We start from the raw sequence: 15662 nt of genomic DNA, 5'->3' as shown, positions 1-15662 counted from the left end.
TCTTAATCTCTATCAATTCTTCATCGTTTACTGCAAATCCCGATAGTTAGTATTCCTTGTTCTCAATTGTTTTTTCTATATTTAGCAACAAAATTTATATGCGCATCTTTTGAAAAATTTTATAATTCTTTGAGTATACTTTTAATTTAAGCTCTAATTCTCCTCATTTCACATTATACGCCTCGATTATCTACATTTAAACATTTTTCCCGTTTAAATAAAAATACAATATATAAAAACAAATAACTACTTATATCATTTTTTAAATGACATATTTTTTACAAAGTAAAATTCCTAATGTAACCATCATTTTTTTATGTTACTATTGTGCGAAGCACTTCATTCAAGGCAACACCGGTAGGTGTTGCTTCCTTTTCTATTTATGCCTCACAACAGAAAAAGACTTGGGCCGTTTCACGAACCCAAGTCTTTGGAATATCATTATTACTTATTGTTCTTCTCGTTCTCAGCCTTCTGCTCATCCTCCCAAGCGAAGTGAAGCTTTGGATGGAAGTTGTAAGTCTGAATTGGAAGTGCGCCAGCACGAGGAGCTGTCTGACCCTTTACGAAATCGTAAACAGAGTAAACATTTGTGTTCTTGTAGTAGCAATCCTCAAGTGTTGGTGTTGGTCTGTAATACTTGTCTGTCTGAGAAGCCTGTCCATAGTGCATATAGTATGCGATGATGTCATCACCGAAAGCACTTCTAAGATCTAAGTTTCTTGTAGCGTAAGCGTCTACATTGAAATCAGCGCGTGGCTGTCTCTCTTCCCAGATACCCCACTCAAGGAAGTGATTAACAAGAGCTGCCTGATTGTCGCGACCGAAGGCCTTTACAAGGTCTGGATTAACCTTCTGATAATACTCCCAATCCACAAGTGGTGTGATTACAGAAATCTCCTCCGCAGTAAGAGCTCTCTTGTGTGTCTCTGCACGACTAGCTGCGAAACTGTTTACTGAAAAGAACGAAATAGCAACAACAGTTGCAAGTGCTAGAGACAAGATTTTTGATACTTTTAACATCTTCATAGCATTCACCTTTCCTTAATATAATTTGTTTCTTTTAATGAATAACAATGTGGATTAACCTAGCTTAAATATAGACCTTTAGGGGCTTTGTTTCAAGCATTTTTCTTGAACAAATCGTGTCTAATTCGTGACCTGTCACGAGGGGGGTGCTCCACATATAATATATCGGCAGAGAGACGGGGAATACTTACCCCTCATCAGTCAGCTGCGCTGACAGCTTCCCCCCAGGGGGGAAGCCTCCTTTACACTATTCCGGCGCCTAAAATTGCTTGCATGCGGATGGTACCGACAACTTTTCCGTTTTCCATAACTGGTAGGCTGGCGATGTTCTTGTCTCTCATAATAGAGAGTGCCTCATATGCAAGTTTTCCGCTTTCGATAGTCTTTGGATTTGCTGTCATAGCCTCCTTGGCAGACATCTCGTAAACCTTTGCCTCGTTCTTAAGCATACGGCGAAGGTCACCTTCTGTGATGACGCCCTTTAGCTCACCATTGTTATCCACTAGGGATACAAGGCCAAGGCCCTTATCTGAAAGCTCGATGATAGCTTCCTTCAGGGAAACGTCCACAGAAATCACTGCGTTCTTATCCTCTGCATCCATCAAATCGTTTACACGATAGATAAGCTTCTTTCCAAGGGCTCCTGCTGGATGGAACTTTCCGAAGTCCGCATCCTTGAAACCGTACACACCGCTGGCCACTACTGCAAGGGCATCGCCGTAGCAAAGGGCCACTGTGGTGCTGCTGGTTGGAGCTAACCCAAGGTAACATGCCTCCTCGAAATCAGGAAGCACCTGAAGGATATCTGACGCTTCAGCAAGAGTAGAGTTCGGATTGCCTGTAATTCCAATAAGCTTTGCACCTATAAGCTTGATTGTTGGAAGAATCTTTACAATCTCGTCGCTTTCGCCGCTGAAGGAAATAGCGATAACCACATCATCCTTTGCCACCATTCCAAGGTCTCCGTGCATTGCCTCTGCAGGATGCAGGAAGAAGGATGGTGTACCCAGGCTGGAGAAGGTTGCAGCAAGCTTCTCTCCAATGTGTCCTGGCTTGCCCATACCAGTGATGATAACCTTTCCTGTGCAGCTGATAACAGCCTTGAGGATTTCCTCAAACTCGCCATCAAGGGCGTCCCTTGTTTTTTCAAGGGCGGCTATTTCGATGTCGAAAACTCTTTTTGCTTCTTTGATAACGTCTAATCGTTCCATGGATTTGAATTCCTTTGTATAATACTATCTTTATTATCACAGTTGTGTCACATGGTCCAAAAGGATGATTGCTTTTGCAATCAACTTTTGTGGCCTAGTAAGCGAAGCTTACATCTAGCTTTTCTCTAAGAAAAGCTTTCCTATTTATTTGCCTTATACTCCTGATAAAGCTTCTCAATATATTCTTCGTTGTAGTATTCAGCTTCACTGCGTTCTACGCGAGAAAGGATTACATCGATGTCGCGCATTGTAAGGTCGCCCTTGTTCATTAAAAACTCTGGGTATGTACGATGAAGGTCGTAGTATGCGCTCATAGCGTATGGAAGCTTGAAGCCCCAGCCGTACTTCTCGTGGAGTGGCTGGATGTATTCGCTGATTGCATCGTAGATGGCAGGAATGTCGTAGCCCTGGTCGAACTTGTAGTTCATGTACTCGGCAATCTGCTCAATCTTAAGGTTTCCTGGATCGCGGCCCATTCCAATAAGGGAACCGTCGATTACGTATTTACGATCTGGATAGCTCTTCTCGATGGCACGCTGAGCCATTGCAAAAGCAAGGCCAAGGTTCTCGTGAAGGTGGATACCCATCTGGATATCCTTATCAAGATGCTCGTTTACAAGGATGAATCTCTTTTCGAAATCCTCTAGTCTCATATTTCCGAAAGTATCAACCATAGAGAAAACAGTAGGATGAACCTCGTTTACTCGCTTGATAACGTTGATGTATTCCTCGTCTGTGTAAACTGTGCAGTTTACAGGGTTCATTGAAACCTGGTAACCCTTCTTCAAAAGCTCTGTCGCTGTCTCGCAAGCCCAATCAAGAAGGTGTCTCTTGAAGATGACACGGACATACTTGATTGTGCCGTCGCATTCCTCGATGTGACCGAGAAGGTCAGGCTTCTCCACCATTACAGAGATGATTGACTGGCCAAGATCCTTTGGAAGGATACGCTTAACATCCTCCATGGAATAGAATCTGGTGTAGTCAGTTGAAAGTGGCTTGTCCCACATAAATCCAACTTCGATGATGTCTACCTTGGCCTCAACTAACTTTTCGATTGTGCCTGTGATGGTCTTTTCGCCGTAGTTGCCGCCTGTAATGTGGCCGCCGTCACGGAGTGTACAATCTAATAAACGATACTGCTTGTTCATTCTAATTACCTTTCTTTAACTGATTCATATATATAGCATTTGCAATCTCGAAATCCTCGGCGTAGTCGATGTCAACTGCCTCGATTTCCTCTACCTCACACATGTAAGGATTCTCAGATGTGCGGGAATGATTGCGCATAAATGACTCTTTATTAAACACGAATGTGGATGTTGTCTCGATGTAGAATGGCTCCATATCCTGTGTACGTGGTGGGTTGTAAAGGTCGAAGTTGAGAGGCTTGCCACCCTTCCAGAAGAAGGTCTGCATCTTCTTTGCTGTGAAAGCTGACTCGTACTCACCGCTCTTTACGTGATCCACGCAATCCTTGATGTGCTCCACAGTAACAAGTGGAGTAGTTACGTGCTCGAGAAGATATACATCTGCGTCGATGGTCTTTACAAACTCCTCATAGATTACACGGCCCTTTGTGGTCTTCTCATCCAAAAACTTTGGACGCTGAAGGAACTGCACGCCCTCTGGAAGATATGGGATGATGGCTTCATCTGAACAATAAACATAGATTTCATCAAGTGTGTTGTCTTCCTTGAGCTGGACAAGCTTCTTGAGGACTACGTTAATTAGAGGGGTGCCATCGCCGAACTCTTTAATGTTCTTTCCTGGCAAACGCTCGTTGTTGAGCTTGATTGGTACAAATGCTACTGTTTTCATATATACTCCTAATCCGCTGGTTCTTTACTCTATCACCCGCTTGTGTTCTTTACTCTTAATACAGCTGGTTACGACTACAAGCCATATATGTCTCCGCTCTGCTATAGAAAGCATCGCTTGAGACATATATGAGCTTGATGTCTACCAGCTATTTACATTATTAAGCACAAGCTATTTATACTTTAATTACCAGCTCATTTATTTACTTTACGAATCTATCAATAAACCCACAGATGTTACGCATAGCGTCGGGTTCAAACATGCCATCAGGTTCGACGAAGCCGGCGCGGTCGGTACGGATGAGGTCTACGACCTCATCGGCGGTGTCGGCTAGCGGTACGTTTTTCTCTTTAATAAAATACTCCATATTTACGGCTGTGTCACCAAAATTTAAAAGGATGGTCTTACAGCCGAAGCCGATGCCCTCCCACACTGAAGCAGTGCGGGCGCTGACAACTACAGAGCTGGCAGCCAGGTACTTGAAGATGTGCTCGCCATTGTTGGCAATGACCTCCAGCTTATCTGTGTTGGTCCATGGATATTTTTCTTTATAAGTAGCAAACTCAAATGGATGCAGCTTGTAAATAACTCGATATTCATCGCCGATGGCCTCGGCAACTGCTGCAGCCACCTTGCTGATTTCCTCTCCCTCGTGAAGGGTGGAAATGAAGCATATAGTCTTTTCTTCCTTTGGATTGAGGGCTTGATAATGCTCACGCTGCTTTTCAAAAAATGGGAAGCCCACTGTAAGCATCTGCACATTATCTGGCAAGTGCACGATTGGAAGCTGTGTCTTTGAATAAATCAACTCGTAATCTGGAAGCTCTGTGATATGATCCTCTGGGTTGTACTGCATAGGAGTGTGAGTTGGGAATGCAAATCCGTGGCTGTACTCAGCTGTTGGAATTCCTCGATCATGCCCTAGGATACTCATGGCATAACTTTCCATGGTATAATAGCAAATCTCGATGATGAGCTTTGGCTTTGCCTTGTCCAAAATCTTGCCGCAGAATTTCTTGGTGATGTCCACATAGTACATTCTATCTACGATTTCTGGAATCATCTTTTCTTTAAGGTCTGGGCCAAACTCTTCCTTGATTGCCTCAAACAGTGGAGTGAATACCTCTGTCACTGCTTTAGTTCTGCGCTGTCTAGTCTTTGTGTTGAACTTTCGCGACAGCTTCACCGCTATATTTGTCTGAAAAGCTACCCTGTCAGTAAAATAGACATTGTCCATACCATTTGGCTGGCAATGTCCGTGATTCTCAGGGTGCTCAAGTATTACGCTATTATATTTCTTTGCAACTTCGTCGCAGTAGATATCCTCGAAAACACCTGTGTCCACATTCTTTGTGCGGCGGCCGTTTCCGATAAAAAGGACATCCACATTTCTATAGGTAAAAGGCTTCAAGGCATTCTTAGCCATGGCGATGAGCTCGCTCTTTGTGTAGGCCTGCTCATCACCGCTGCTTGCTGCCCCACCCCAGCCATCAACTGCTTTTTTGATGGCGTTGTGGATTTCATAGCGGTACAGGGCCCATACGTGGAGGCCTTCTATCTCTATGCTGTTGCAGTTGTGCTCTCTTTCGAAAGCTAGAAAGTTTTCTATGGTTGGTTCCATTTTATTTCTCATCGTAAGTTCTCTCACTAATGATATATCGTGGTCTTGCTTTAGTTTCCATATAGGTCTTGCCCACATACTCTCCGATGACACCAATGGAGATAAGCTGAACACCACCAAGGAAGCAGATAGCCACCATGATACTAGACCAGCCATCGTTTGTGTTGCCAAGGATATGCTGAACGATTGAGTAAACAAGAAGCACAAGGCTGACAAAAGCTACAAACACACCGAAGCCTGTAATCATTCTGATAGGCTTAACGCTGAGGGATGTGATACCGTCGAAGGCAAGACTGAGCATCTTTGAAAGTGGATAATGGCTCTCGCCGGCGATACGCTCGTTTCTCTCATAGTAAACGCTGGTGCTCTTGAAACCAACAAGTGGGAACATACCTCTAAGGAAGATGTTGACCTCCTTGTAGTTTGCGAACTCGTTAAGAACGCGACTAGAAACAAGACGATAATCTGCATGGTTATAAACAACCTCTGCGCCCATGCTGTTGAGGAGCTTGTAGAAGCTCTCAGCTGTGAATCTCTTGAAGAAGGTATCTGTGTCACGCTTGCTGCGGACGCCGTAAACAACCTCGCATCCATCTGCGTAAGCATCTACCATCTCGTTCATTGCGTTGATATCATCCTGACCATCGCAGTCGATTGAGATTGTGATATCGCACAATTCCTTTGCTTCCATAAGGCCAGCGAGAACTGCGTTCTGGTGGCCACGGTTGCGGCTCTGTGTGATTCCTACGAAATGCTCTTCCTTTGATGCAAGGTCCTTGATGATTTCCCAGGTCTTGTCCTTTGAACCATCGTTTACGAACATTACGCGAGACTTGTCATCAATTTTGTCTAAGCTTACGAGCTCCTTGATTTTGTCTAAGAATAAAGGGGCTGTAATTGGTAATACTTCTTCTTCGTTGTAACATGGGATAACAATATATAATACTGGTTTCATAAATCCTCCATTATCTAAATCCGCTGTTATCTATTAAGTAATCTACACTACAATGCTAGTTACGGCTACAAGCCTTATATCTCTCCATTCAGCTATAGAAAGCTTCACTTGAGAGATATAAGAGCTTGATGCTTACTAGCAATTTAAACTAAGTACTTGATAGCTACCAGCTCATCTAAATACTAATGCCAATCCATAAGTATCTTGTCAATTTTACGTGAGTCGCCCCAAACGGCTTTGGAGTCGTATGGGCGGTCTGGGAAGGTGCCGTAGGCTAAGCTGATGTTGTAGCCGTTGTCGGTTATGAACTTCTCCACGCGGTCTGCAAGCTTCATAGGCTTGCCGGTGCAGCACTCGATGATTCCAAGAACATCATCCTGCATGCTGGCTTTCGCTACCTGCTCACAGAACAAATCGTAGTCTGTGAAATCAAACTGGTTCTGGCCTGTGGTGAATGGGAAGGTCTCATCTCCTGCCTCGGCAGCTGCTGTCAGCTTTGAGAAAATGCTGCAGCCTCTGTGGGTGTTGCCCACGATATAATAACCGCGAAGCCACTGAAGCTTCACGCCTGTTTCCTTACAAATAAGTATTGTTGCTTGGCGAAGTGCGTTCTTTGCGATACCGTAAAGGGACTGTGGCGCACAAGGAGTGTCTGCCTTGATGCAGCCTTCCATAAAGCCTATCTCGTGCATGGTTCCCATGACGCACATCTTACGGATGCCTGCGCGGCACATCTTTTCAATAAAATCATAGTGCTTTGGAAGGTCCAGCATGTGGTTTTGTGATGCGTGGCGGAAGCCGTCGCGCCATGCCAGGTGGATTACCACGTCCGGCTTTTCGAAATAGCCGTATGGGTCATCCAATGTGAATAGGTCTGCGTCGATGCGCTTGGCTCTGCTGTCCACTTCGTCTGTGTGGAAGTCTGTGGCGATGACATCAGCGCCCAGGTCCAGCATGGTCTTGACGACGCCTTGGCCTATGTATCCATTTGCACCAGTTACTAAGTATTTCATATACTCAATTCTCCTAGTTTTAATCCGCATATTGGGTCTTACCTTTACTTCTCAATGCTGGTTACGGCAACAAGCCATAGATATCTCCGCTCAGCTATAGAAAGCTTCGCTTGAGACATCTAAGAGCTTGTTTCCTACCAGCTTAGTTAATTAATGAGTAAGACCCATATGCTCATATAAAAATCTAAATATCTAATAATTCTACTTGAACAAGTTGTCGATCCATGAGTGGATGCTATACTTGCGACGAATATCCTCGTCCTCGGCATACGGTTGGTCGAGCCACTCGGCGCCTGGTAACGTGAACGCGCTGTAGTCGCCGGAGCGTTCGGCTTCGTCGGCCTTGGTTTCCAAGTCCTCGAGGATTAAATCGTTAGTCTCATTATAAAACTCGTAGTCACGTAAATAAATGTTGTTTGTGACTAGTTTTCTCTTGATTCCAAGAGTTTCCATTGTGCGCATTGTCAAGCCTTGCTGCTTGATGTGTGCCAAATCCAGAACCGCCTTGGAGTTTCTCACCATGTCGCGAATCTGCTCTGGAGTAAAAGGCTCAAAGCTGATGATATCCATGTCCAGGTTCTTTACAAGCTTTGGGTCCTTCAGCTTTTTACCGCGATACACGCTAGGGTTCAGGTATATCTTCAAGCAAAGCTTTTTATCAGGATTGGCCTCCTTGAAGGCCTTGAACTGTCTGTATCTAAATGGGAAGAAGGCTGACACGCTGACGTAATCATACTTGTATTCTTCCACTGGCTCAAGCTTTTCTGCATCGAACTCATCTGAATAGAAAAGAGGAAGGAGCTCGTAACCCATATCGCTGTTCTTTGCATCCACGGAATCAAAGGTTCCACGCCAGTCGAAAAGCTCTCCAATCTCGCCCTTGTGGCGCATGTTTTCAAAGGAATCCCAAGAATAATAGATGGACTTTCCTGTAGGCTTGAGTGCCTTTTCCTTAATCTCTGTGATGGTCTGCTCTGTAAGCACGTTTCCTCGGATTACAAGGAAATAATCATAGCCCCCTGCTGGAGCCTCTGCCAAAATCTGCTGTGTGAGCTGGCGATTGAACTTATCGAAGACGTTCTTCTTATGGAAGATGCTCTCAAGGTTCTTCAGAATAAGAAACTTTGTCTTCTCTGGCTCCTCATCGTAGAAGTGAGGGTTGGCGCCTCGGTCTAGGAGGTCCTCCTTCATCTTCGCCTGGTAGGCGTAGAATTTGGGCATGATTATTAATATATTTTTGTTTTTTAAATCGATCATAGTCTTGCTATAGTCTCCTCAGCTTCTTTGCGGATAATCTCTGGATTGAATACTTTGCGGAAGCGGTAGTATTCTACTGGGAGACCGCCGTATTCTCTGAAGCTGTGATTTATCTGTTTAACTACGCTGCCTTCGAAGTCGAACTTCAAGCCCTTTTCGTGAGCCTTTTCGATTGACTTGTGAACCAATGCATCGTAGGTCTGTAGTCTTGAATGTTCTGGGATTGGGCCGCCTGCATCGAGGTAGAGGCTCTCCTCATCCCATACTAAAAAGCTAAGTGAAAGAACTTCGTCGTTCTCACCAAGTGCTGCGAAAACCTCACCTGCGTTGTGAGCGTAAGCTGCTTCGTATATACGAATCCACTGCTCACGTGTGAAAGGCACTGGCAAATCCTGACGAGCGAAAATCTTTTCATGCTCGGTGTAGAAGGTGTCTGCATCGATAGTGCCAAAATGATGCACGTTCTTCTCACCCTTGCGGATCATGTTCTTGTACTTGCTGCTGATTCCAGCATCCACCTTTTCCATGTCGCTGGTGTCCTCGATGACATAGGTGTAGCGAGGAATCACGCTATAGCGGTGCCAGAAAAAAGGCAGGAAGTTGGTGTATTTATATTGAAACTGCTGCTCGTAGATATCGAGACCCATGCTCTCGATGAACTCAATGGCAGCATCGCAAATTTCTTCTTCATAGCTGGCGCGCTTTGCCAAGGACTGTGGGTCCTTTGGGTAGCTAACCACAAGGCCATTGGTCTGAGTGAGTGGTGGCTTTGTGATGCGCTTCACGCCGTTTTTATCCTCCAGATAATAAGGCATGGCAGCCCAGATGCGTCCACCCTTTTCGTAAATCCATACATCCCAATTCTCAGGACCTACGATGGCATCTAGCCACCAAGGCTTGGAATATATGCACACATAATTATCTTCACAAAATTTATTAAATAACTCTTTGTTAGTCATTTGTATTCCTCATTTGCTATCTTTTATTTCTTGACAGCTTTTCTAGTGAGTTAATTACTCATTTATTTACTGCTATTTTTTTGCTAATAGAAATCTTTTTTTCATATTAGCATTCTTTAACTATTGCTTTTTTAGCAGTCTTCTTTTGGGTTATAGCATTTCTTTTTTGCTTCTTACTTGCTGTAAATTCTTCTGGCGATAACCTCATAATCAAACTGAAGCTTTGCGAAAGCAAAAGATTTTGCCTTTGTCTGGTCCAGAATCATAGGGTTCTCAGAAACCTGCTTGAACACCTTCACCATGTCCTCCACAGAATCCACGAAGAAATAGTTCTCTCCGTCACAATCTGAATAAGTCTTATCCTTGTAGGTCTCATGAGGATAGGTCATGTTGGCGCAACCGCAGCACATAGCAGTCTCGAAGGTTGACGACTGGCCACCTGGCTGACAGTAAAGATCCACGCCGGCAAGGAACTCCTCAATTTCCTTATTAACCTTCCAGCCCATGAAATGGATTCTGCTGTCGGAATCCAAAAGAGGACGGATTGTGCTTTCCATCTCCTCAGGGATTGAGCCGAATACGAACAGAGCCATTCTTGGGTCATTAATCTGCTTGAAGGCTGTAAGAAGCTCGGCTGTACGCTTTCCTGCTGAAAGCTTTCCTGAGTGAGCCAAGATGATTGCATCCTTTGGAAGGGCGTATCTATTGATGATGTCCTGACGGGCCTCGGCCTGCTGCTCCTGTGTATAGATGATGCCGCCGATGGCCATAAATTCCATCTTGCTCTCAGGAATGTTGTAAATATCCTTCAGCCAATCGCGCATCTGCACGCCCAGATAAAGGACCTTGTCCACCTCCGGCAAAGCCTTGTGCACGAAGTGACCATGGATGATTTTATAGAAGGCCTTGCTCAGTGGAGTCATTGCTGAATTTGTATAATCCTCGTGGCTATCCATGAAAAACAGGCACTCTGGATGGTGCTTGCAATAGTCTGCCACATCCATCATCTCGAATCCGCACACACCGTGATAAAGGATGGTGTCTGGCTGAATCTCGTTCAAATATTTCTTCAGCTTGCGACACTTCTGGATTTTCTCGGTCCACAAATCGCTGAAGAAGACGCGGTCATACTTCAAACGGATGAGACGGGCGCCGTTATCCATTATGCGGTCCTCCTCTGGACCTTCCACCAGGTTGCTACCCTCGTAGTGGTATACGTCGGTGATGATGGTGGTGTCGTGGCCATCCTTGACGTTCATGGCAATAAGCATATTTTCTTGGTAGAGCATACCCTCGGTAAAATGCGATGGCATGCCTATATGTAAAACTTTCATATTTTCCCTCTCGCTTTTCTGCTAGACAGTCCCAAGTATTCCGTGCTCCCGCAGGGCACCCCTCATATTCAAGCTAGGCAACTTTCCGCTTCGCGGCTCCCTCCTAGCATGATATGATACTTCCCTGCTCGCGCTTACCAAGGTTATGCGCTGTCTAGCATATAAGCAATTTACATTCTATATAGTTTTAAATATTCAGCGTACATTACGCTGTTATCATAGTTTTCCACGGCGAAGTTACGCACCTGCTCTACCGTTAGGTTACGGGCGAGTTGGGTGGCGATGGCGTCGCGAAGGGACGCTAGCGCGTGGTCGTCGTTTGGGACGAAGGTGCCGTAAGGCTCTGGTGCGGTTTCCTTGGTGCCGCATGCGTCGAGGCCTACCACGGGTGTGCCGCAGCAAAGTGCTTCGATGCAGGTGGTTGGGAAGTTTTCCGCCTTAGAGCATATTATAAACAAATCCGCTTCGGAATACCATCTTGCTAACTCATCCTGATTCTTGGTGCGAGCAATGAGCTGCACGTTTTCAGAATGACGCTTGGTTTCGTCGGCTCCCACCAGCACAAACTGGGTGTCTGGCATTGTTGCCGCCAGGTCGAGAACCATCTGGCCGCCCTTGCGCACATCCATGATGTTCGGCGCTACCGCAAGAACTAATCTTGCATCGGCTGGGATTCCATACTCCTGACGAAGATTATTGTCTGTTGAGCCCTCCTGCTCAGAAATCTTGCCAGTTTCTGATGCTAGGTCTCTTGGATAGAAGATCCCGTCAGTGTCGATTCCGTTGTGAATCACCTGGATGCTGTTGTCCCCAAGATAGGTTTCCCTAGTTTTATCTGCAAGCCACTTTGAAGGAGTGACTATTGCTTTCAAATTCAATCCTGCCATGCTCTGCTTTTTCTCAGCAAGAAGCTGGGCAGATTTATCGATTCCAAAGGAGCTGATATACTCGTGAAGATATGGGCACTGGCCGCAGCCGTTTTTGTACTTTTCGCACTCGTAGGCGAAGCCGCACTTACCGGTGTACATGTACTCGCAGTGGAAGGTCCACACTACAGGAATTTGCTCCTGCTTAAGGAATTCAAGAAGCTCAGCAATATTCACAAAGTAAGCGTGAAGCTCGTGGATGTGAATCAAATCTGGCTTGTATTCCTTTATATAATTAATCAAATTCTTTGTAGACTTTGGAGAGTAGCAGCCGTTCTTGCCGGTGATTCGCGCAAGGAGGGCATGCTTTTTTGTCTCTGAGTCTATACCAAATTTGTAAATTCCTGGTTCATCTATGACATCTCCACGGCCGTAGGCTACGCTGGCCTCGTGGCCATCCGCGCGAAGGCGACGATAAAGGTCGTAGACTATTTTGCCTGTGGAGCTGTATTTGCAATTTACATCTATTAAAAGTATTTTCATTAATATATACCACAGCCCCCTCCAAGGTTCACATGCTCCCGCAAGCCATCTCCCATACTACGCTAGGCAACCTCCCCTTCGGTTTCCTTCCTAGCTAGGCATGGGGCCCTCTTGCTCACGCTTTCCAACTATGTCAAGGGGCTGTTCCTCTATTCTGTGTAGATACCAGCTTCTGTCAACTCGGCTTCAGTTGGGGCGGTGATGAGTACAGCTTTTAAACGGCCGTAGTATACGAACATGCTGCCGCCCGCTGCTGCGTGGGCGTGGCCATTCTGGAGAGCATCCTTAAGGTCGTTGATTCCGCCTGCGCCACCGCATGCTGTAACAGGGATGCTGACAGCCTCCACAACTTCGTTGATAAGCTTTGTGTCGTAGCCTGTCATCATACCATCTCGGTCAATGCTGTTCAGGAAGATTTCGCCAACGCCAAGCTCCTCAGCATGCTTTGCAAGCTCCACTGGTGTCATATCGATAACCTTTGTTCCGTCGCAGATGACACATTTGTACTGACCCTTTACAAGCTTTGCATCGATGGATGCCACCACTGACTGGGATCCAGCTAGTGCAACCGCGTCCTTTACAAGCTGCTCATCCTCCACAAGGCTGGTGTTCAAAACCACCTTCTCGTAGCCGATGGCAAGAAGCTTTCTCACCTGGTCCAAGGTCTTGATTCCGCCGCCGTATGAAAGTGGCATAAAGGCCTCAGACGCCATATCTGTAAGAAGCTCGAAGTCTGGCTCCAACCCCTTCTTGCTGGCAGAAATATCAAGGACTGCCATCTCGTCGATTCCCTTACGGTTGAAAATCTTCAAGGCATTGACTGGGTCACCAAGGTAAGTTGGCTTTTTGAAATTTATTGTCTTTATCAGGTCTCTGTCATCAATCAAGAGAACTGGGATAATTCTTGGTCTATTAAACATAGCTACCTTTCCCTGCAGGTTCAAGTCCTGCCAGTTGAATATTAGTTAGCATCTTTTCTATAATTAGAAACTTTCTTCTTGCTACTAGCACTTCCTGGTGAAATTCTCCAGAAGTCTCATTCCGAAATCATGACTCTTTTCTGGGTGGAACTGCACGCCGTACACATTTCCTTTGTTTACAGCGCATGCAAATTCATAGCCATAATCGCAAGTCATCATCACGTCCTCAGGGTTCTTGCAAACAGCGTGATACGTATGTACGAAGTAATATCTCTGGCGTCCTTCGATTCCATCTAAAAGTGGAACATCCTTTTTGAACTCGACAATGTCCCATCCCATGTGAGGAACCTTCAGGTTCATCTCAGCAGGAATGTTGAACTTCTTACACTCGAAATCAATAAGTCCAAGGCCTGGAAGTTCGCCTTCCTCAGAAGCATTTCCAAGGAGCTGCATACCAAGGCAAATACCAAGGATTGGCTTGCCAGCTGCCGCCTGCTCTTTGATTAAGTCGATTAGGCCTGTTTCATTAAGTTTTCCCATGCCGGCGTCGAAGGCGCCAACGCCAGGAAGGATGATTTTGTCTGCGGCGTTGATTTTCTCTGGGTCGGCGGTGATTACGCTTTTCTCGCCAATAACCTTTAACATGTTGGCGATGCTGCCTAAGTTGCCTAAGCCATAATTTATTATTGCAATCATAATTTACTCTTTCTATATACTACGCATTCCATCCAAGTTCATCATGCTCCCGGAAGCCATCTCCCATTGCCCTATGGACCCTCCCGCCGGTGTAGGTCCCTTCCATAGGGCATGGGGCCCTCTTCCTCGCGCTTGCCAAGTTTACTTGGAATGCTTACTTATACTAAAATTCTTTACCTCGCAATCCCACTAGAATCGCATATTACGTTTCTCAATGCCGAGAAGCTGAGAAATCTTTACGCCTAAACGAATCATCCACATAGAGTTTTTGTAGTCGTCAGGGATGTGGGCTGGGGCGTTGATGATTTCGTCAAACTCTTCCACAGAGATGCCAAGCTTCTTGGCGATGTATTCCTTATCCTGCTCCATCTGATCTGTGTCGTATGGATTAGACTTAAGCTTCTCAAGAGCTTCCTCGCGGGTCATAGTACCTGCGAGAATCTGAGTAGAGAATACATTCTTTCTAGTATCGAAACCAAACTTATATGGTAAATAATATCCCTCGAAGAATCTGGTGAATACGTTCTCATAGTGCTTATTCTCGTATTTAGTCCAACCGTACTTCTCGTGAAGGAATTCCTCTGCCTTTGCCTTGTCGTATACTACATAATCAAGCGGATAAAAACGCTTCATGCCGTACACATACTTGTAAAGCAGACGGTACTTCAAAATTCCGCAGGTTGGATATGTCTTCATTGGGCGCTTGCCGAACTTCTTGTGAATATCCTTATACATACGAAGGTCGTTCATGTAAATCCACTCAACTGGAGGACGAACGAACTCTGTACTGTTGTTGGAACCTGTGAGAACCCACTTAATCTTGTGCTTCACTGCGTAATTGTAAAGTGAAGAGAAAATTGCGTGATCCTGTGGAGCGTCGCAGCTGCTGATTCCAGACTTGAACATAGAAAGCTGGAAGTCGCTCATCTCCTTCCAATTGATAACATCGGTGTACATATCAAGGTCCATGCCCTTAACAATCTTCTCGATGTTTTCAACGGCAACGTTCAGATTCCAACCGGTGTCTACAACGTAAATAAGAGGACGAAGGTGCATAACCTCCTTGGCGATGTAAGCAAGGTACGAGCTGTCTGCTCCACCTGACATACCAAGGATGCAATCGTAATCCTTGCCCTCTCCATCCTTTCGAATCTGCGCAGCAACCTTTTCAAGTTCCTCGCGATTCTCCTTTGTAGGATCCCAGTATGGCTTTATGTTTCTTTCGAAGTTGCGGCAGTGGTCGCAGACGCCTTCCTCATCGAAGACTATCATGGAATCTGTGGTGTCCATGACGCACTGCGTACAGCGCTGGAATTCTCTTTTAATTTTAGGTACATAAATTGGCATAAGTAATTTACTCTTTCTATAAACTACGCTGGTTACAGGTACAATACTTCTTGCTCTTTTTCTCATCGTTTTCACTATACTCTCAAAAAA

The 15662-nt window shown here is 45.3% G+C and carries 14 protein-coding genes; all 14 read right to left on the bottom strand.

Translation table 11 applies throughout. The features are described from left to right. Positions 1–444 precede the first annotated feature (444 nt). Positions 445–1029, bottom strand: a complete 585-nt coding sequence (locus BLR54_RS09515) for a hypothetical protein (protein ID WP_090420129.1) — start codon at positions 1027–1029, stop codon at positions 445–447. 242 nt (positions 1030–1271) lie between these two features. After that, a complete protein-coding gene (locus tag BLR54_RS09510) occupies positions 1272–2240 on the bottom strand; it encodes a KpsF/GutQ family sugar-phosphate isomerase (protein ID WP_090420126.1) in 969 nt (322 codons plus the stop codon). A gap of 140 nt (positions 2241–2380) precedes the next feature. Beyond that, positions 2381–3391, bottom strand: a complete 1011-nt coding sequence (locus tag BLR54_RS09505) for a beta/alpha barrel domain-containing protein (RefSeq protein WP_090420123.1) — start codon at positions 3389–3391, stop codon at positions 2381–2383. A 1-nt stretch (position 3392) separates the two neighbouring features. Next, complete coding sequence (locus BLR54_RS09500; protein ID WP_090420122.1) at positions 3393–4061, bottom strand: acylneuraminate cytidylyltransferase family protein; 669 nt, start codon at positions 4059–4061, stop codon at positions 3393–3395. Positions 4062–4263: 202 nt separating this feature from the next. Further along, positions 4264–5694, bottom strand: coding sequence for a hypothetical protein (locus tag BLR54_RS09495; RefSeq protein ID WP_090420119.1), 1431 nt, complete (start codon positions 5692–5694; stop codon positions 4264–4266). Next, positions 5684–6637: a glycosyltransferase family 2 protein gene (locus tag BLR54_RS09490; RefSeq protein ID WP_090420116.1), complete on the bottom strand. Its 954-nt coding sequence runs from the start codon at positions 6635–6637 to the stop codon at positions 5684–5686. Before BLR54_RS09490 ends, BLR54_RS09495 begins: the two co-directional genes overlap by 11 nt. 182 nt (positions 6638–6819) lie before the next feature. Continuing rightward, a complete protein-coding gene (locus BLR54_RS09485; RefSeq protein WP_090420113.1) occupies positions 6820–7650 on the bottom strand; it encodes an NAD-dependent epimerase/dehydratase family protein in 831 nt (276 codons plus the stop codon). Between the two features lie 201 nt (positions 7651–7851). Then, positions 7852–8907, bottom strand: a complete 1056-nt coding sequence (locus tag BLR54_RS09480; RefSeq protein WP_090420111.1) for a WaaS/CpsH family glycosyltransferase — start codon at positions 8905–8907, stop codon at positions 7852–7854. Beyond that, a complete protein-coding gene (locus BLR54_RS09475; RefSeq protein ID WP_090420108.1) occupies positions 8904–9866 on the bottom strand; it encodes a GNAT family N-acetyltransferase in 963 nt (320 codons plus the stop codon). The genes BLR54_RS09480 and BLR54_RS09475 overlap by 4 nt, the downstream gene beginning before the upstream one ends. Before the next feature lie 173 nt (positions 9867–10039). Beyond that, positions 10040–11200 (bottom strand): glycosyltransferase, encoded by a 1161-nt coding sequence (locus BLR54_RS09470; RefSeq protein WP_090420105.1) that lies wholly within the window; start codon positions 11198–11200, stop codon positions 10040–10042. Between the two features lie 170 nt (positions 11201–11370). Continuing rightward, complete coding sequence (locus tag BLR54_RS09465; protein ID WP_090420102.1) at positions 11371–12609, bottom strand: glycosyltransferase; 1239 nt, start codon at positions 12607–12609, stop codon at positions 11371–11373. Between the two features lie 149 nt (positions 12610–12758). Then, the gene (locus BLR54_RS09460) at positions 12759–13529 is read right to left on the bottom strand and encodes an AglZ/HisF2 family acetamidino modification protein (protein ID WP_090420099.1); all 771 of its coding nucleotides are present in this window, start codon (positions 13527–13529) and stop codon (positions 12759–12761) included. A gap of 84 nt (positions 13530–13613) precedes the next feature. Beyond that, positions 13614–14225, bottom strand: coding sequence for an imidazole glycerol phosphate synthase subunit HisH (hisH, locus tag BLR54_RS09455; protein WP_090420096.1), 612 nt, complete (start codon positions 14223–14225; stop codon positions 13614–13616). A 189-nt stretch (positions 14226–14414) separates the two neighbouring features. Further along, a complete protein-coding gene (locus tag BLR54_RS09450; RefSeq protein WP_242871232.1) occupies positions 14415–15638 on the bottom strand; it encodes an N-acetyl sugar amidotransferase in 1224 nt (407 codons plus the stop codon). Between the last annotated feature and the right edge of the window lie 24 nt (positions 15639–15662).

The sequence above is a fragment of the Pseudobutyrivibrio sp. YE44 genome, assembly GCF_900104335.1.
GTDB lineage: Bacteria > Bacillota > Clostridia > Lachnospirales > Lachnospiraceae > Pseudobutyrivibrio.
Note: the sequence above shows the minus strand (reverse complement) of the source record. Positions and strands in the feature narration are given on the sequence as shown.